Raw genomic sequence first — 19,086 nt, 5'->3', positions numbered from 1 at the left:
AGTTGAGTTTCGTCAGGCAACTGTCGTGCCGGCCAGGGCCAGGTCCAGGGCGGTCAGGGGGTTGCGGGAGCCGAGCCGGGAGTGGACGCGCTGGGCGACCGACCGGGCCAGCCGGCCGGGGTCGGCGGCGCGGAAGATGTTGCGCCCGACCGCGACTCCGAGCACGCCGGACTCCATCGCGGAGTCGATCTGGTCGAGGAACTTGCCGGTGTCCCCGATGACGCCGCCGCCGGCGGTCACCACCGGGATCGGGCTGGCACGAACGACGTCGCGCATCGTGTCGGGCGAGCCGGTGAACGGGAGTTTCACGATGTCGGCGCCGAGGTCGGCGGCGATGTTCGCCGCGTGCGCCAGCAGCGCCGGATCGGCCGGGTCGGCGATGCGCGGGCCGCGCGGGTAGATCATCGCGAGCAGCGGGACGCCCCAGCGGGCGCACTGGTCGGAGACCCCGCCGAAGTCGGCCAGCTGCTCTGCCTCGTTGCTCGATCCGAGGTTGATGTGCACGCTGACCCCGTCCGCGCCGAGCGCCACGGCCTCGGCCACGGCGCCGACCAGGGTCTTGGCGTCGGCGTCCGGCGCGTGCCTGGTGCTGCCGCTGAGGTGCACGACCAGCGCCAGCCGGCCGAGCCGCCGGGTGGGAAGGAAACGGACCCGCCCCTTGTGGACGATGATCCCGTCCACGTCGTTCGCGGCCATCGCCGCCACCAGCCCGCCGAAATCGGCGGCGCTCGACACCGGGCCGTCCGCCAGCGAATGATCGAGCGGGACCAGGAACGTCGTCCCGGACGCCGAGTGCAGAATCCGCTGGGTACGCAGATTCTTCCCGGACCAGCCGTACGCTTCTGCCATCTGTCAACACCCCATTTCCAGATCGGGAACTATTCGGAATCGGCGGCCGCGCACCGTCGCTCCGCCAGGCGTTCGGCGAGTTCCCGCCAGGCCTGGCCGCTCGCCTCGGCGAGCGCGGCGACGAATTCCACGCAGTGGTCCGGCAGGTCGTCGACGAGACGTTCCCGCGTGTGCCCGTCCATGGCGGCCACCGCCAGAACGCTCAGCAGCAGCCGGCCGGACTCGGTGAACCGCAGCGACGGGTCGGAGCGGAGCGCGCGCAGCATCGCGCCCGTCCGGTCCAGCCCGGCGCCCTGCGGAGCCGCGCCCCTGACGCGCCGTGGATCGGGGTTGTGCCTGGGCGACGCGGCCCGCTGCTCGGGGAGCACCGCGGTGGCCTGCCCGGTCATCTGCATCCGGACGGCCCGCACGGTGCCGGGGGACACTCCGGCGGCGGCGCTCACCGTGCGCAGCGAGGAGGTGGGGTCGCGCAGCAGGATCTGCCTGGCGCGCTCGCGCCCGGAGGCCGCGCTGACCGGGCGCACCCGGCCGTCCCGGCCGATCCTGACCTCGGCCACCGGCGCTCCGCACTGCTCGCGCAACGCGCCGACGGTCTTGGGGGAGAGCCCCGCGACCGAGGCCACCGCCCGGTTGGACCAGCCCGGGTGCTCGCGCAGGATGCGCCGGGCGGCCGACTTGCGGTCGGCGAGCGAGAGCGGCAGCCCGTGCTGAACGTTCAGCCGCACCGCCAGCACGAAGGCGCCGGCGTCGTCGCCGTCGAAGAAGCGGGCCTGGATCTCCCGCTCTCCGCGCATCTGCGCGGCGCGCACCCGGTGCATCCCGTCGACGACCCGGTTGGTGCCGCGCTGGACGACGATCGGCGGCAGCTCCGCCTGTGAGTCCACCTCGGCGAGAGCCCGCGCGTGCTCGGCGTCCTCACCCGCGGATCGGGGTGAGTCGGAAAGGACGAGCTCGGTGATCGAGATCCAGCCGACCTCGGGGCCGACGCCCGTCTCTCGTTCGCTTGTGATCACATCCCCGCTCACCACGTTGGCGCTCCTCGTCATCGGCGAAGCCTGTCGTGCCCTTCGAGAGCACTCTTACTTAAAACCATACCTTACACAAGGTATTTTTCGATGAAAGCGTTCTACCTGCGACAATGGACGAAACTGGCTCATGATCATACCTTTGGTACGGTATGTTTCAGCCTGTGCAAGCGAGGAGCCTCCCCGGTTGCACAAGACGCCCGCTGCCACGCCGGCCGCGCGCACATCCAGAAGGTCCCGGTCGCCTGAGGGGGTAACCATGGGGAACGACTCGCGAGCCGACACCACCCGCGCCCGGCTTGAGGCCAATCGCACCCGGCGCGTCGAGATGCTGGCGGCCGATCCGGAGCTCGCGGGCCGGATGCCGCTGAAAGAGGTCTTCGACAGCACCGCCGAGCCCGGCCTGCGGCTGCCGGAGATCGTGAAGCGGACCTTGACGGCGTACGCCGACCGGCCCGCGCTCGCCGAACGCGCCAAGGAGTTCGTCTCCGTGGCCGGACGCACCGAGCTGCGGCGGCCGCCCAGGTTCGACACCGTCTCCTACGGCGAGCTGTGGTCCCGGCTGAGCGCCGTGGCCGCCGACTGGTACCACCACGCCGAGCACCCGCTGCGCGCCGGCGACTTCGTCGCGATCCTGGGCTTCGCCGGCACCGACTACACCACCGTGGACCTGGCCTGTGGCCAGGTCGGCGCGGTCGCCGTGCCGCTGCACAACACCGCCACCGTCGCCCACATCCGCCACCTGGTCGAAGAGACCGCTCCGCGCGTCTTCGCCACCAGCGCCGAGCGGCTGGGCACGGTGCTCGAAGCGCTGGCCGGGGACACCTCCGTCGTCCGGCTCGTCGTGTTCGACCACTGCCCTGAGCTCGCCGAGCACAGGGAGAGCGTGGCGGAGGCGCGCCGGCTGCTGGCCGAGACCGGCTCGCCGATCTCGCTGGAGCCGCTGTCGGAGGTCATCGAGCGCGGGAGCGCCTCGCCGCCCGCGCCGGAACCGCCGCCGGTCGACGACACCAGGCAGGTGCTGTCCGCACTGATCTACACCTCTGGCAGCACGGGCACTCCGAAGGGTGTCATCTTCCCCGAGTCCACCGTGTCCCTGATGTGGCGGCCGCCCGAGCAGCCCTACCCGATGATCAGCGCGAACTTCCTGCCGCAGAGCCACCTCGTCGCCAGGCGGCTGGTGGTCAAGACGCTGGCGCTGGGCGGCACCGCCTACTTCGTGGCCGACAGCAATCTGTCCACGCTGCTGGAGGATCTCGCGCTGATCCGGCCGACGGAGTTCGCCATGGTGCCGCGCGTCTGCGAACTGCTCTACCAGAGTTATCTGAGCCGGCTCCACCAGCCGGGCGCCGGGCACGCCGAGGAGCTGCGGCGCCATTTCCGTGACGTGGTCCTCGGCGGCCGCGTCATCCACACGCCCTGCGGTTCGGCCCCGCTCGCGCCCGAGCTGGCCGCTTTCGTGGAGTCCTGCCTGGATGTTCCGTTCTTCGACAGCTACGGCACCACCGAGACCGGACTCGTCATGCTGGACCACCGCGTGCAGCGGGCGTTCGTGCTCGACTACAAGCTGGTCGACGTGCCGGAACTCGGGTACTTCACCACCGACACGCCGCATCCGCGGGGTGAGCTGCTGGTGAAGACCAAGCTGATCACCCCCGGTTACTACCGGCGCCCAGAGGTCACCGCCGAGGTCTTCGACGACGACGGTTACTACCGCACCGGCGACATCATGGCCGAGGCCGAGCCCGACCGGCTGTACTACGTCGACCGGCGCAAGAACGTGCTGAAGCTCTCCCAGGGCGAGTTCGTGGCGCTGTCGAAGCTGGAGGCCGTCTATGTGGCCAGTCCGCTGCTGCGGCAGGTCTTCCTGTACGGCAACAGCTCCCGCCCGTACCTGCTCGCCGTGGTGGTGCCGACTCCTGAGGCGCTGGACCAGGCCCCCGACGAGGCGGCGCTGAAGGCGGCGATCCACGAGTCGCTGCAGCACATCGCCAAGCGCGCCGACCTCAAGCCGTACGAGATCCCGCGCGATCTGCTCGTCGAGATGGTGCCGTTCAGCCAGGAGAACGGACTGCTGTCCGACTCCACCAAGCAACTGCGTCCCCGGTTGAAGGAGCACTACGGCGAACGGCTCGAGCGGCGTTACGCCGAGCTGGCCGAGGAGCAGATCGACGGCCTGCGCGGTCTGCGGCACGACGAGGGCCGCCCGGTCGTGGAGACCGTCCGCCGCGCCGTGCGGGCGCTGCTCGGAGCCTCCGCCGGCGAAGCCGGCCCGGCGACGCGCTTCACCGACATGGGCGGAGACTCGCTGACGGCGCTGTCGCTGTCCAACCTGCTCAAAGAGATCTTCGGCACCGAGGTCCCGGTCGGGACGCTGCTCGGCCCGGCCAACGGCCTTGACCAGATCGCCGGCCAGATCGAGCGGCTGCGTGAGCCGTCCGCGCGACGCGCCACCTTCGCCGGCGTGCACGGTGATCAGGCCACCGCGGTGCGTGCCGACGAACTCGTGCTCGGCGCGTTCATCGACGAGGAGACGCTGACCGCGGCCCCGGCGCTTCCGCTGCCGGCCGGTGCCCCCGCCACGGTGCTGCTCACCGGGGCCAACGGCTATCTCGGCCGTCTGCTGTGCCTGGAGTGGCTGCGGCGACTGGCACCGAGCGGCGGCACCCTGATCTGCCTGGTGCGCGGCGCCGACGACGCGGCGGCTCGCGAGCGGCTGGAGGAGTCGCTGGACAGCGGGGACGTCGAGCTCAAGCGGCGGTTCGCCGAGTCGGCCGGCCTCGGCGCGTTGCAGGTGCTGGCCGGGGACATCGGCGCGCCCAACCTGGGCCTGTCCGAGCGGACCTGGCGGCGGCTGGCCGGAACGGTGGACCTCATCGTGCACGCGGCCGCGCTGGTGAACCACGTCCTGCCGTACCGGCAGCTGTTCGGCCCCAACGTCGCCGGCACGGCCGAGGTCATCCGGCTGGCCCTCAGCACCCGGCGCACGCCGGTGAGCTTCCTGTCGTCGGTGGCCGTCGCGTCGCACGCGACCGGCGTCCTGCGCGAGGACGGGGACATCCGGGAGATCAGTCCTGTGCGCCCGATCGACGACGGCCACGCCGGCGGCTACGCCACCAGCAAGTGGGCGGGCGAGGTGCTGCTCCGGGAGGCGCACGAATCGTGCGGGCTGCCGGTGACCGTGTTCCGCTCGGGCATGATCCTGGCGGATCGCCGCTACACCGGGCAGCTCAACGTCCCCGACACCTTCACCCGCCTGGTGCTGAGCCTGATCGCCACCGGAATCGCGCCCAGGTCGTTCTATCGCGGCGAGGCGGGGCGGGCGCACTACGACGGCCTGCCCGGGGACTTCGTCGCCGCCTCGGTCGCGGCCCTTGGCGCCGGCACGGCCGGGCACCGCACGTTCAACGTGGTCAACCCGCACGACGACGGCATCTCGCTGGACACCGTCGTCGACTGGCTGGCCGGCTGTGGAGTCGCCGTCCGCCGCGTCGATGACTACCAGGAGTGGCGCGAACGGTTCGAGGCCGCGCTGCGCGACCTGCCGGACAACCAGCGGAGGCATTCGCTCCTCCCTCTGATGCGCGCCTGGCGGGAGCCCGTGACGCCCCGGGCCGGCTCGGCGTTCCCCGCCGGACGGTTCCAGGAGGCCGTGGGGGACATTCCGCATCTGTCCCGGACGCTGATCGAGAAGTACCTGTCGGACTTACGGCACCTGGGCCTGCTCTAGGCGGGCAGCACGGGCCAGCCGTGCTTTTCCGCCCAGGAGGTCAGCACCGGGTCGCCGCCGACGACCCTCGGGCTGCCGACGGCCGTCAACAGGTCCAGGTCGCTGGCATGGTCGCCGTACGCGAAGCAGTCGGCGGGGCTCGCTCCAAGACGCAGGAGCAGGTCCGTGGCGGCCTCGGACTTGGCCTGGCCGATCATCGACCTGGCCACCTCGCCGGTCAGCCGCCCGTCGCCGCCGACGACGAGCTCTGTGCACAGCACATCGTCGCCGCCCACATCTGTCAGCAGAGGATCGAGCACCGCCCGGCACGAGCCGGAGACCAGCACCACCCGGTCTCCGGCCGCGCGGTGTCCGGCGAGCGCCGCCGCGGTGGAGCCCACGAAGGCGTCCGGCTCGCGACGGTGCCGCGCGTACCAGCGACGGCCCGCCTGCGTCAACGCCGCACTCGATACGCCGGCGAAAAGCCGGTAGTATGCGCGATTCGCGGCGGCCCTGCCCTCCCGCTCGGCCACCGCTCCCAGCTCGGCCACGACGGCACGGAACCTCGCGTCGTCACGGCCCAGCCAGTACCGCAGGAACTCCACCATGCTCTTGGCGGTCAGCAGCGTCTCGTCCACATCGAAGAAGGCCACCCGAAGAGGAATCCGCACCCGGTTCATTTTTGGCTCCCAAAAACATACCTTCGCAAAGGTTTTTTTCTCCTCATCTGCCCCAAGAGAGGACGCAGTGACTCAGAAGCGCGCAGTCCGGACCCGGGCGCTTGTGCTCGCCGCGGCGGCGGAGGAGTTCGCCGCACACGGCTACAACGGCACAACGCTGCTCAACGTGGTCGAACGCACCAGTATGACCAAAGGTGCACTGTACGGTCATTTCTCCTCCAAGGAAGAGCTGGCGGCCGCCCTCATCGAGGAGGCCGGGGACGAGCTGATCGCGCGTGCGGAACGGCGCCTGGAGGGCACGGCGGCGCTGCTGTCACTGCGGGAGACGATGCTCGATCTCACCCGGCACCTGCGCCGGGACCCGCTGGCCAGGTCCGCTCTGCGGCTCGCGGTGGAGGCTCCGCAGCTGGACCGGCGCGCCCTCGGGCTGGTCGAACGGATCTCCTTGTCGCTGACCCGCGCCGTGGCGCGGGCGCACGCGGAGAACCGGGTGACGAGCAGGTTCCCCCCCGAAGCCGTGGCCCGGCTGCTGATGACGGTGTTCTTCGAGATCCCTCATCCCGCTCCGCGCAACGACGCCGATGCCGCCCGCCGGTTCGACGACCTGTGGGAGGCGGCGTCCGGGCCGCGGGGCGGCGGCCCGGACACGGCCTAGTCAGCCGAGGACGGCCTTCGCGTACGCGTTGGCGGCCGGGGCGAGGCGCAGCGCGCCGTGACAGGCGCCGGTGTGGACGTCCCGCCACCGGCGCTGCACCGGATCATCCTCGGTCAGCCCGTGGCCGCCGCGCACGGCGAACAGCCGGTCGACGGCGCTGACGCAGAGCTCCGCGGCGACCGCCGCGTCGCACCGGTTCTGCGCGATGGTCCGCGCGTCGACCATGCCCCGGTCGGCGCGGCCGGCGGCCTCATGGAGCAGCAGGCGGGCGGCGGACGCCTCCGGTGAGGACCGCGCGAGCGCCTGCTGGGCGTCCGGGTCCGATGGCAGGCGCGCGCCCGCGGTGGAGACGCAGTCCGCCACCGCACCCAGGGCGGCTCCGACCAGCGGGCCGGCGAACATCACCGACGCGACCAGCGTGTAGGGAACGTTGTGGCAGGGCGCCTGCCCGGCGCGCCCGGTACCGAGCAGTTCCGGCAACGCGACCGAGCGGTGCCCGGGGACGAAAGTGTCGGTCAGGACAACCGTGTTGGTCCCCGTCCCCCGCAGGCCGTCGGCCCGCCAGGTGTCCTTGACCAGGCAGTTCCCGGCAGGGACGGCGAAGATTCGCACCGTCTCCCCGCCGCCGTCCGGCACCGTGCTGGCCAGCAGCACCCAGTCGGCGAAGTCCACCCCGCTGGCCCGGCCCCACTCGCCCCGCAGCAGCCAGCCACCCGGCACGGGCGTGGCCTGACCCGACGGCGGCATGACGGAGGCGGCGATCAGGGCGTCCGGGCCCCGGCCCCATATCTCCTCCCGGGCCTGCTCGGGCAGATAGGCGGCGATTCGTCCGTGGGCGGCGAACAGAGTCGCGCACCACGCGGTCGCCGGGCAGCTCTCGCCCACCGTGATCGCCGCCTCCACCAGCGGCGCGAAGCCTCCGGCCGTGCCGCCCCACCGGCTGGGGACGAAGTGCCGGGGGAATCCCGCTTCCACCAGCGCGGCCACCGACTCGCGCCGAAGCCGGCGGGAAGCGTCCACCTCGGCCGCGTGCCGGGCCGCGCGGTCCACGAGTTCGGTCACGTCCAGACGGTGGTCCGGAGATATCGAGGTCATCGTCATCGGCGGTCCCGTCCACTGGTGGTGTCAGGGCCCAGCCAGAGCTCCATCGTGCCCGCGGCGACCTCCTCGCCGTCCTGCTCGGCCAGGACGCGGACCGCCATCCGGTCCGCACCGGGACGGCCGGGCTGCGGCGTGGCCGCGATCCGGACGGGAGCGTCGAGTTCGCAGAACCGTGTGAACTCGGCACGCAGGCCGGTGAGCGAGGCGCGGCGACCGGTGAGCGGCCGGGTCGCGGCGAGCGCGGCCTGCCGGAACGCCTCCAGCACCACCATGCCTTGCACGTGGTCCACGGCGTGGTCGACCATCTCGGTGTTGCTCTGGTCGAGCTGCAGCAGCCGGCCGCCGGGGTCGCCGTCGTCGGCCAGCAGCACGTCCTCCTTGCGGCGGCGGCCGACCTCGCCGGGGGAGAGCGGGTACCCGATGAAGGGGTGGGATGTGGTCGGCGCGGGCGCCGGCGCCGGCTTGCGGCCGCGAATCGCCTGGTACATGCGCGGATCCACCGCCTGGGAGAGAAGGCTGCCGTGCCCGCAGACCTCTCCTGCCACGCTGAGCTCGACGTCCAGCCGCATGCACAGCCGGCGACGGGTCGACTTGGCGGTGGGGGTGCAGGTGACCCGCAGGCCGAGCGGGAGCCACGACGTACCGGTGGGCAGCGTCGCCTCGCCGATGTCGAGGGTGATCCCGCCGAGGATGAACTTGTGCGTCTCGGGCACCTCGTAGAAGCGGTGCTGGACGTAGTAGGCGGCCTGCCGGAACGCCTCGGTCGGCAGCATCGGATCGATCCGGCCGCAGTCGTCCTGCTCGTAGAGGCAGTGGTCGCGCGGTAGCGTGGCCGCGATGACGAAAGTGTCCGGCGCGTGCCGGACGCCGTCGGTGAGCAGCACGTGCTCGGCCGTGGCCTTGTGGACCAGTTCGCGGGAGACGAAGCGCGGGCCGGGTAAGTCCGGGCCGGGTAAGTGCGGGCCCGGCGAGTGCGGGCCGGGTAAGTGCGCGTCGGGTAAGTGCGGGCCGGGTAAGTGCGCGTCACGGTCGGGTTCAGGCATGTCGTCCCGGCCCCAGGTGTTCGGGGACGACGACTGCTGGGAGGCCGGCGGCCGGACCTCTACCGCCGTCAGTTGAGCATTCATTTCCTACCCCCTTTGATCAGGATCTTGCGCAGTCGCGGGTGGAGAGTGGTCGAAGGCCAACACGTGAAATATACATCCGTGAAGGTATATTTTGTAATGCCTGAGCGAGTATGCCCATGAACTGGCGATGTACGCTAGGGGTAGAGGCAGAACATACCGGGAAGGCGGTATGCTGGACGGGAGTCGCACAGAACGGATCACGCCCGTGAGTAGGAATGGCACTACCAGAGCCACCATCGCCCACCAGGCGCCGCCCCGCAACGCGCCTCAGCAGGCGCGGGCCGCTCAGACCAGGGCCCAGGTCCTCGCCGCGGCGGCCGAGTTGTTCGCCGACCGTGGATACCCGCACACCTCCATCGACCACATCGCCAGACAGGTCGGCATGACCAAGGGCGCGGTGTACTTCCACTTCCGCGACAAGCAGGACATCGCCGCCGAGATCGTGCGCGAGCTGTACAACCGTTGGCGCATACGCATCGACGAGGCGCATGCCATGGGACTGCCCCCGATGGAGACCGTTCAGGCGTTACTGGCCAATGCCGCCGACAAGTTCTTCGAGGACGACATCGTCAAGGCCGGAGCCAGGATCCAGGCCGAGCGCTCTCTGTCCGACACGACCCTGCCTGAGCCCTACGTCGAGTGGATCTCCACGCTCTCGACGCTGCTGGCGAAGGCGAGCGGCGCCGGCCAGCTCCGCGAGGGCATGGACCCCGAGTCGGCCGCCTACATCCTGGTGTCGGCGTTCTTCGGTCTGCAGCACCTGTGCGACGTCCTCAACCGGCGCGCCGACCTGCCCCGCCGCTGGGCGGAGATGAGCCGCCTGCTCTACCCCTCCATCGCCGCCTCCCCGCAGTAGGACATCCGCCGGGAGCCACTCAAGGAGACCTCCGCAATGTCTGCTTCGATCCTCCCGGCAGTTCCCCTCGGCGCCGGCGGCCCGCTGGTCGGGGCCCAGGGGCTCGGCTGCATGGGCTTCAGCGAGTTCTACGGACCGACGGCGCCCGACGAGGCGCGGAGAACCCTGCAGATCGCCCTTGACCTGGGCGTCACCATGTTCGACACGGCCGACCTCTACGGCGACGGCGACAACGAGGGTTTCCTCGGCCCGTTCGTCCGCGCCCACCGCGACCGGGTCTTCCTCGCCACCAAGTTCGGCATCGTCCGGCGAGCGGGCGAGAAGTCCTGGAGCCAGGTCCGCGGCGACCGCGCGTACGTACGCCAGAGCGCCGAGGCGAGCCTGAAGCGCCTCGGCGTCGACCAGATCGACCTCTACTACGCACATCGCCGCGACACGTCCGTCCCCATCGAGGACACGGTCGGCGCCATGGCCGAGCTGGTGCAGGAGGGCAAGGTGCGGTACCTCGGCCTGTCCGAGATGACCGGGCCAGAACTGCGCGCGGCACACGGCGTGCACCCGATCGCCGCACTGCAGTCCGAATGGTCGCTGTTCACCCGCGACATCGAAACCTCCGTGGTCCCGGCGGCGGCGGAGCTCGGCGTGGCACTCGTCGCCTACTCACCCCTCGGCCGGGGCTTTCTCACCGGATCGTTCACCGGCGCCCAAGGGCTGAGCGCCGGGGCTCAAGGGCTGAGTGCCGGCGCGCAAGGGCTGAGCGCCGGGGCTCAGCGGCTGAGCGCGGGCGACGTCCGGCTGACGATGCCACGGTTCACCGGCGAGCACGCCGACGCGAACGCCGCGCTCCTCGAACCCGTCCGCGACATCGCCGCGCGCCGCGACGTCACCCCCGCACAGGTCGCCCTCGCCTGGGTGCACCAGCGCTCCCGCGTCCACGGTCTGACCGTCATCCCCATCCCCGGCACGCGCTCTCCCGGCCGCCTCCGCCAGAACGTCGAAGCCGCCACCCTGACCCTGTCCGCCGGCGAACTCACCGCACTCGAACCCCTGGCGGCCAAGGTCACCGGCGCCCGGTACGCGGACATGACCTCCACGGCGACCGCCCGCGAATGACACCGGGCGTACCTCCGCCGCATCTCGCCGACGAGTGTGATCACGATGAAAGTTACACCGGCAGGGGTGGTTCCCCCCTGCTGATGTCAGCGATTTTCTCCCACGACCCGACCGGAACGCGGGCCGGTCCGGCAGCGCTCCGGTGCCGCGCGGGCATCGCGTGGAGGCTCGCGCCGGGCCGCCGGCGATCGGCGCCGCGATGGAAACACCGGCCCTGACCTGGCAGATCGGGACCCCGAGCCGTCAGGGCGCGCCGTAGGCATGTCCGGTGGGGTGCCACCGCGCCTCACGGGGGACCCTCCATGGCGCGGAAGAGCCGCCGGCGTCGTGGCATTCGGGTGGACGAAGGTGCGCCTTCTTCATTCCATCACCTGTTGCCAGACACCCGTGTTAATGCGACATTACCCCCATACGTCACTCGGCATACGTTATACGTTACGGGGTCACACGATGGTAATCCACGTCCGTCGCGGATTCTTGGGGCGTGTTATGAGGAGACCTTTCGCCCCCGGCGGCGGTGACCCTCGTCAGCGGGGCGTCGGGGCGGACGACCAGGGCTCCTGCGGCACCGGCGAGCTCGTCCTTCGCCTACGTGCGGGCCTATGAGCCGCCTGAGGTGAACGCTCGGTGCGCACGACCGGAGAGAACCGCACATCCAGATGAATTCCGCTACGGCGGGGTGCTCGCGCGGCGAACACATCTGCTCGGAACCGGCTCGGAACCAGCGAAAGGAACAGAGCGTGAAGTCAGCCCTGTCCACCACTGGGAAGGCGTTAGCAGCGCTCGCGGTGTTCGTCGCCGCCGTGCTGCTGCCGGCCTTCGCAGGTAGTACCGCGGCCTCCGCGGCGACCCAGGCGACCTACTACGTCGCCGCCGACGGCAACGACGGCGACCCTGGAACGATCACGCAACCGTTCAGAACCTTGCAGCACGCGAGAGACGTCGTCCGCACGGTGAACGCCAACATGACGGGCGACATCTACGTATATGTCCGCGGGGGCACCTACTCGGTCAGCAGCACGATCGACTTCACGCCGGCCGACTCTGGGACCAACGGTTACCGCGTCATCTACGCCGCGTACCAGAACGAGACGCCGGTCCTCACCGGGGGCGTCCAGGTAACCGGATGGACCCAGCACAGCGGCAACATCTGGAAAGCGCCGCTGAATCGCGGCAACAAGCTTCGCGCGCTCTACGTCAACGACAAGCGGGCGTACATGGCCTCGAAGACGATCAACTCGGCCGGGTGCTACGGAACCTACAACATCACGGCGGGGCAGGCGTCCTGGGCGTGGGAATCGGGTTCGCAGTGCGCCGGGTCGAAGTACAGCCAGAGCGACTTCCCCGCCATCGCCGCCAACCAGGACGACATCGAAATAGAGACCGCGACGACCTGGACCACGGCCATCGTGGGAGTCCGCCAGGTCACCACCGACGGCTCGAACCGCGTGGCCCTGTTCCAGCAGCCGGGAGCGGCCATCGCCCAAGGTGCCTTCAACGGCAACGCCCAGGTCGGCGGCACCCACAAGGTCATGAACGCCTACGAGTTCCTCGACGCGCCCGGCGAGTTCTACTTCGACAAGACCAGCCGGACGCTGTACTACTACAAGGCGAGCTCGGAGGACATGACCACCGCGTCGGTCTGGGCGCCGAACAACGTGTCCACCCTGATCAAGGTCGCCGGCACCTCCACGAGCAGTCGCGCCCGTAACATCACCATCTCCGGTCTGACGGTGCAGCACTCCGACTGGAACCTGTTCAACGTCGCCGGCTCGGTGTTCAAGCAGGCCCAGCAGGGCAACCTCGGCGCGCAGGTCTACGCCAAGCAGAACTTCCACGCCTACTACTACCGCAACGTCGACGTGGCGCCGGGCGCCATCCAGGTCGAGAACGCCGACGGGCTCATCCTGCAGAACAACCGGGTCCAGCACACCGGCGTCGACGGCATCAACATGGTCAACGACGTGGTCAACACGCAGTTGATCGGGAACTACACCAACGACATCGCCGGATCGGCCATCACCGTGGGCCATCCCCAGAATGTCTACATCGGCGACTACACCTCCACCAACCACGAGAAGTACACCGCGGCGGCCGAAGGCGCGCCCAAGAACATCGCGATCAAGAACAACTACATCTACGACAGCGCCGTGTTGTTCAACGGGCACAGCCCCATCTCGGCGTACTTCGCCGACGGCCTGACCATCCAGCACAACCGCATCGAGAAGACCTCGTGGTCCGGCATAACGCTCGGCTGGGGCTGGTGGAACTTCGACGGCTCGTCAGGCTCCATCGCGCCGAACCGGCCGACCACCACGGCGAAGAACAACAACATCAGCTACAACCACATCATCGACACGGTGCAGCGCCTCGGCGACACGGCCCCCATCTACACGCTGGGCGGCCAGCCGGGAACCACGATCACCAACAACTACCTGCAGGGCGTCCCGTCCGGTCACAAGTACGGACTCCACCCGGACGAGGGCTCGGCGTACATCACCTTCCGCGACAACGTCCTCAGCGTGGACAAGAACGTCACGTGGCTCATCAACTCCGACGACTTCGGCCGTAAGCACGACCTGAGCATCACGCAGACCTACGGCCCGGTGAACAAGGTCTCCAACAAGAACCTGCCGAACAGCACGGTCCAGGACATCCTCGTGTCCTCCGACTACGTCTGGCCGTCGCAGGCCTACGGCATCGCCGTGAACTCCGGGCTCGAGGACGCCTACAAGAGCATCCTCCCGCAGAGCGTCTCCCAGCCGGACTACGTCCTGCCCGCCAGCACGTTCGTCGCCGCCGGTGTGACCTCGATCCCGATCCGCAGCGCCGGCGACGCGAGCAAGACGGTCTGGCTGGCCCCCTCGGGCACGACGACCTTCACCGCGGGCGCCACGATGACCAGGGCGGGCGGGACCGCGACCTCCATCGCCGTCCCGACCACGAACGGTGAGTACCGGCTCTACGTCGTGGACGCCCAGGGGAACCGATCGGCCGAGTCCAAGTCGCTCGTCAGGCAGGGAAACGGCGGCGGGACCGGCCCGCAGAGCGGCTCGATCGTGGGTACCCAGTCGGGCCGATGCGTGGACGTCACCGGCGCCTCGGCGACCAACGGCGCCCAGGCCCAGCTGTACGACTGCAACGGCGCCACCAACCAGAAGTGGACCTACACCTCGGGCAAGCAGTTGCAGGTGTTCGGCAGCAAGTGCCTGGACGCCAACAACCAGGGCACCTCGAACGGCACCCAGGTGATCATCTGGGACTGCAACAACCAGACCAACCAGCAGTGGAACGTCAACTCCAACGGCACCATCACCGGCGTCCAGTCCGGCCTGTGCCTTGACGCCAACGGCGGCGCCACCGCCAACGGCACCAAGCTCATCCTGTGGGCCTGCAACAGCGGCACCAACCAGCAGTGGACCCTGCGCAGCTGACCTGAAGGTTTTTCCTGAAGGCCCTTCCTGAAGTTCCCTCCTGAAGGCCCCGGCGACGCCCGGGGCCTTCAGCGTTCTTGAGGCCACCCGGCAGCGGCCGTCGGAGAGGCGGGCGGCGGGCGCCCCATGCCCCCGGGGGCGGCCGACCTTCTCGCCGACCGCGACGAACGGGCTGCGATGCGAGGATGACGGCATGATCACCTTCACGTCATATGACGGGACCGTGCTCGTCTGTCATGAGCGGGGAGAAGGTCCGGCGCTGGTCTGCCTGCCAGGCGGACCGGGACGGTCCTCGCGATACCTGGGAGACCTCGGCGGCCTGTCCGCTCGGCGTCGGCTCTTCCTGCTGGACAACCGGGGAACCGGCGAGTCCGAGGCGCCACGCGATCCGGACACCTACGCGGTGGGCCGCATGGTCGCCGACGTCGAGGCGCTGCGTGCGCGTCTGGGGCTCGAGCGGATGGACCTGCTCGGGCATTCGGCGGCCGGAGGGCTGGCGCTGCTGTACGCGGCCCGATATCCCGAACGGATAGCACACCTGGTGCTGGTCACCCCCACCGTGCACCCGGTGGGCACCGAGATCACCGATGAGCAGTGGTCCGCCCAGATCGAGGCCCGAGCCGACGAGAGCTGGTACGAGAGCAGACTGCCCGACCTCATGGCGTGGGACGCGGGCGACGAGAGCCGGCGCCCGGGGGCACAGCCCTTCTTCTACAGTCCCTGGAACGAGGCCGCCGAAGCGCACGCCAGACGGTTCGCCGACCGCTCGGCCGAGGCGGCGAAGCGCTTCCACACCGACATGCCCTCTGCCGAGCAGACCCGAGCGAACCTGGCGAAGGTCACCACACCGGTCCTGGTGATCGCGGGCGAACAGGACCCAGGACCACTGCCCGCACACACGGCCGAACTGGCCGCGATCTTCCCCCAAGGAACCAGCACCGTCCTCCCCGGCGCCCACTACCCCTGGGTGACCGCCCCGAAGACCTTCGCCGAGACGATCGACGCCTTCCTCACCAACTAACCGCCTGCCCGCGCATGCCAAGTGTCCCGCGCGGACGAGACGCTGGAGAGGCTTGGCAACCGAGGTTGTGGACACTGATAGCCCAGGCCGGTCTTGGCGGTAACGTCAGTGATGAGGGTGCGCCTGCCCTGCTGCTGACTGACCGAGTCGAGCAGCGGTGTGCCCTCCGAGCGCAGGAGTCGGCCGGCCCTACCGAGCGGCGGTTACGTCCCGCGCCTCTTGTCCCCATCGGAGACGAGATGGACCAGGAGTACTGAGAGTGGAAATCACGTACGCCGACGTGAACTGGCTTTCCCATGGGTGGGCTTTAGGCGACGTATGGTGTCTCACCTTCGTCCGAGATATCGAAGAAGTGGAGGCGCTGCGGCGGTTGGGCGCCCACGAAGAAAGCATCCGGCCGCTGAGCTACGGACAACTAGTGGACCAGGGGTTGTTCCCTCACATGGTTCTGGCCGGGCGCCTTGATGGTTGGGTCGTGATCATCGAACGGAACGGCAGCACAGCGATGCAGATTGATGTCCTGCGCGCACTGTCGGCAGGAACGGAACTCGTCACCGTGTTCCGGCATGACTACGCGAATGACCTGTTCGTGTATGCCATTGATGGCGAGGTGCTGACTTCCTTCGACCCCAGGAAACCTGGATGGCGGGATGGCAGTGATCCGGATCGCCTCTTGGGGGCGATGAGTGAAGTCGGCTTCGATCCCACGTACGTCCCTGGAAATCACCTCCCGCATGATGAGGATGGAGAGAACGAGGAGTTCAACGTCGATCGCCCGACAGTGGACGCAGCGCTCATGCTCGCCGCCCGACTGACTGGCATCGTGTTGTCCCAGAGCGTACTGAACGGACCGCTGCTGGGCGGTGCCGTCGGCTCTGGGGGCTGACCAGTCCTCGCTTCTCAGATGACAGCTATCGTCTCGTGCAGCGAGGTGATAGCCGACGCACGTGCTGCCGTCGAACGATGTGATCGACCCACTACGCCTCCACGGGGGTCATGACGCCGCATGCTGAACGTGGATTCGCATGGGCCGACTTACGGTGGACTTCTGGTCATGGCGTCGGCACGACAATAGGACGCGCGTGATCGCTACCCGACGCGGACCCTAACGGAGCATCTTGCGGACTGGTGACCTCTTCACCGGTCACACTGCTCAAGCATCGTGCAAAGGACGCTCGTGATCGCCATATTGGGAATGGTGGCCAGCGTGAGCGCCGATATGAGTACGCAAAGACGGACGTCCTGATGATCGGCGCTCAGGATCCCACAGTCGCTGGCATACGCGAGTGCCAGACTGCAACGAGCGCCACATACCGGATGGCTTTCACGGCGGAGCCGGTGGTCGCTCGGATTCTTCCTAGGGCCGCTGTTCCCCACGGCGATGGCGGTGGTACCGGGGCTCGCCGAATCCCGGCTGGTGCCCACCGCCATCGGCGTCATGAACGGCCTGTCGGTCGTCGGGGGCGCGTTGTTCCCGTGGCTGGCCGGTGCGATCGCCCAGGGGCGTCGGCGTGTGGACGCTGATGCCGTTCGCCCTCACGTTCGCCGTCCGGTGGCTGCTCTCGCGCCAGCGGGCGATGAGGACCGCGCAGGCCTGATGGCTACAGCGGCGGGTAGGCGTTGGCCAGAAGCTGCCGGAACAGCGTGGGGAACCACTGCCCCTCCACCGGGGCGTTCGGCAGCGCCTGGCTCGGCACGTACGCGCCGCGCGGCTCCTGGAACAGCGGGTTGCACCGCTGGTCGAACGGGATGTTCTCCGGGTTGGGCACGACGTTCGCCGCGCTGGCCCCGTCGGAGACACCGGGCGGCTTGATCCAGGCATAGGCGTCGATACCGGGCGCGGGATCGGCCCGCGGCCGCTCGCCGAGCCCGGTTCCGGTCTGGTTGCACCAGTTGGCGGGGGAGACGCGGCGGTCCATCCGGGACTGATCGACGAACGTGTTGACGTCGGTGGAAGTGCTCGGCGCCGTCGGCCGGGCCGGGCCGCCCCAGCCGTTGCGAGAGGTGTCGATCACCATGCCGATGGTGGGCGGGAATCCGGCGGCGATCAGCCGGTTGCGGAACGCCTGGGCGAACGACAGCTCGTCCACGTAGTCGTTCCAGTCCACCCAGCGGGTCCACTTCACCGGCATCCCGTAGATCATCGTGGAGGCGGTGAAGAACGGCTCGGTGAGCGCGCCCCACTCGGCGGTGTTCACCGTGAAGCCGTGCACGAGCGGCACGCCGTCACCGGTGGCATTGCCGATGCTCGCCAGCAGTTCGGCGGCCGGGCCGAAGTTGTCCGCCCAGCCGATCCTCCCGTGGTCGGACGCGTCGAGGTAGGTGTACACATTGGGAATGCCGTACAGGCGGTTCAGGGCGTACCGCACGGCCGGCGGGTAGACGCCGCTGGCGCGGACCGGTTCGCAGTTGATGGTGTACATGGTGCCGGTCGGCATCACCAGGCCTGGCAGAAAGTCCGGCTCGACGACCGCGACGATGCGCAACCGCCGGTAGGCCGGGTCGGCGAGGATCGAGGCGATCGGGTCGACGTACCTGGTGCGGTACTGGTCGAGGCCGTCCGCCGCGATGGTGAAGTCGCCGGTGCTGGCGTACCGCAGGCAGTTGCGGTCGGGCAGGTCGTTCAGCACGATCTGGATGGTGAGCGGCGTCGCGCCGTTCGCGGCGTCCTGCCGCACCGCCTCGTCGAGGTGTGCCCGCAGCCCCGGTATCGAGGAGGTGCCCGCGATGCGGGACACCCGGTCCAGCCACACACCGGTCGAGGTCCGCGCCACCGCCGCCCCGCCGGGCTCACCCGCCGCCGCGGCCGACCATGTGGGGTCGACGTACCCGTCGGCCCCGGCGTACGGGTTGTCGACCCGCGCGGGATCCGGTGTGGGGGTGGGACTTGGTGTGGGCGTCGGGGTCGGGGTGGGGGTGGGACTAGGTGTGGGCGTCGGGGTCGGGGTGGGCGTCGGGGTCACCGGCGGGTTGGAACCGAGGCAGCCGACGCCGTTCAGCAGGAACAGCGCGGGCGGCGGGTTCGTGCCGGTGTACGACCCGTTGAAGCCCAGCGTGATCCGCTGCCCCTGGTCCAGCGTCCCGTTGTACGGCAGATTCACCGCCGTCACGTTCCTGCCCGACTGGCTCCACGTCGCGTACCACCCGTTGTCCACCCGCTGGTCTCCTGGCCAGGTGAACGTCAGCCGCCACGAGGTGATCCGCGAGGCCATGTTCTCGATGGTGACGCTCGCCCCGAACCGTCCGCTGCTGTCCCAGGTCTTCGCATACGTCACCCGGCACGTGGCCGGCGGCATCGCCGCAAGCGCGGGCATGGCCACCGCCACCACCGCGCACGCCACCATTCCCGCGACCATCGCCAAGGTCCCTCGGTACCGCGTCCTCCACCGCACCACCACGTTGTGCCTCCTCACGACCGGGCCACGGAAAACCCCCAAGGCAGAGAAGGGGGGCGACCACCACGATTCGCCGATCCCGTACGCCTGTACACCGCGCACCCGGCCGCGAGGCCCCGGC

General features: G+C 69.5%; 13 protein-coding genes. 7 read left to right on the top strand and 6 right to left on the bottom strand.

The annotated features are described in order from the left end of the window. Positions 1–12: 12 nt before the first annotated feature. Together ACWEN6_RS20650 and ACWEN6_RS20645 are read right to left on the bottom strand one after the other, a co-directional pair. The gene (locus ACWEN6_RS20650; protein ID WP_452571877.1) at positions 13–849 is read right to left on the bottom strand and encodes a 2-amino-3,7-dideoxy-D-threo-hept-6-ulosonate synthase; all 837 of its coding nucleotides are present in this window, start codon (positions 847–849) and stop codon (positions 13–15) included. A 29-nt stretch (positions 850–878) separates the two neighbouring features. Then, complete coding sequence (locus tag ACWEN6_RS20645) at positions 879–1,895, bottom strand: ParB N-terminal domain-containing protein (RefSeq protein ID WP_354845785.1); 1,017 nt, start codon at positions 1,893–1,895, stop codon at positions 879–881. Positions 1,896–2,133: 238 nt separating this feature from the next. On the opposite strand from ACWEN6_RS20645, the gene car reads away from it, so the two are divergent. Next, positions 2,134–5,604 carry a carboxylic acid reductase gene (gene car, locus ACWEN6_RS20640; protein WP_452571875.1) on the top strand — a complete coding sequence of 1,157 codons (3,471 nt, stop codon included), beginning with the start codon at positions 2,134–2,136 and terminating at the stop codon, positions 5,602–5,604. Here car and ACWEN6_RS20635 read toward each other — a convergent pair. Continuing rightward, positions 5,601–6,254 (bottom strand): HAD family hydrolase, encoded by a 654-nt coding sequence (locus ACWEN6_RS20635; RefSeq protein ID WP_452571873.1) that lies wholly within the window; start codon positions 6,252–6,254, stop codon positions 5,601–5,603. The genes car and ACWEN6_RS20635 overlap by 4 nt on opposite strands. 76 nt (positions 6,255–6,330) lie before the next feature. Between ACWEN6_RS20635 and ACWEN6_RS20630 the strand changes: the two genes are divergently transcribed. Further along, positions 6,331–6,918 (top strand): TetR family transcriptional regulator, encoded by a 588-nt coding sequence (locus tag ACWEN6_RS20630; protein ID WP_380827877.1) that lies wholly within the window; start codon positions 6,331–6,333, stop codon positions 6,916–6,918. On the opposite strand, the gene ACWEN6_RS20625 is transcribed toward ACWEN6_RS20630, so the two are convergent. Then, positions 6,919–7,980, bottom strand: coding sequence for an acyl-CoA dehydrogenase family protein (locus ACWEN6_RS20625; RefSeq protein WP_452571871.1), 1,062 nt, complete (start codon positions 7,978–7,980; stop codon positions 6,919–6,921). 35 nt (positions 7,981–8,015) lie between these two features. Continuing rightward, entirely contained in the window at positions 8,016–9,146 is a 1,131-nt protein-coding gene (locus tag ACWEN6_RS20620) for a ScbA/BarX family gamma-butyrolactone biosynthesis protein (protein WP_452571869.1), read from the bottom strand. A gap of 205 nt (positions 9,147–9,351) precedes the next feature. On the opposite strand from ACWEN6_RS20620, the gene ACWEN6_RS20615 reads away from it, so the two are divergent. The 5 genes from ACWEN6_RS20615 to ACWEN6_RS20595 all read left to right on the top strand — a co-directional run bounded on the left by ACWEN6_RS20615 (position 9,352) and on the right by ACWEN6_RS20595 (position 16,456). Continuing rightward, the gene (locus ACWEN6_RS20615; RefSeq protein WP_452571867.1) at positions 9,352–10,002 is read left to right on the top strand and encodes a ScbR family autoregulator-binding transcription factor; all 651 of its coding nucleotides are present in this window, start codon (positions 9,352–9,354) and stop codon (positions 10,000–10,002) included. Positions 10,003–10,038: 36 nt separating this feature from the next. Beyond that, the gene (locus ACWEN6_RS20610; RefSeq protein WP_452571865.1) at positions 10,039–11,115 is read left to right on the top strand and encodes an aldo/keto reductase; all 1,077 of its coding nucleotides are present in this window, start codon (positions 10,039–10,041) and stop codon (positions 11,113–11,115) included. Positions 11,116–11,855: 740 nt separating this feature from the next. Beyond that, a complete protein-coding gene (locus tag ACWEN6_RS20605) occupies positions 11,856–14,549 on the top strand; it encodes an RICIN domain-containing protein (RefSeq protein ID WP_452571863.1) in 2,694 nt (897 codons plus the stop codon). Between the two features lie 193 nt (positions 14,550–14,742). Next, positions 14,743–15,570 (top strand): alpha/beta fold hydrolase, encoded by an 828-nt coding sequence (locus tag ACWEN6_RS20600; RefSeq protein ID WP_452571861.1) that lies wholly within the window; start codon positions 14,743–14,745, stop codon positions 15,568–15,570. 259 nt (positions 15,571–15,829) lie between these two features. Then, positions 15,830–16,456 (top strand): DUF6461 domain-containing protein, encoded by a 627-nt coding sequence (locus tag ACWEN6_RS20595; RefSeq protein WP_452571859.1) that lies wholly within the window; start codon positions 15,830–15,832, stop codon positions 16,454–16,456. Positions 16,457–17,171: 715 nt separating this feature from the next. Here ACWEN6_RS20595 and ACWEN6_RS20590 read toward each other — a convergent pair. Further along, the gene (locus tag ACWEN6_RS20590) at positions 17,172–18,884 is read right to left on the bottom strand and encodes a glycoside hydrolase family 6 protein (protein ID WP_452572179.1); all 1,713 of its coding nucleotides are present in this window, start codon (positions 18,882–18,884) and stop codon (positions 17,172–17,174) included. Positions 18,885–19,086: the final 202 nt, after the last annotated feature.

This window comes from Sphaerisporangium sp. NPDC004334 (genome assembly GCF_053602655.1).
Note: the sequence above shows the minus strand (reverse complement) of the source record. Positions and strands in the feature narration are given on the sequence as shown.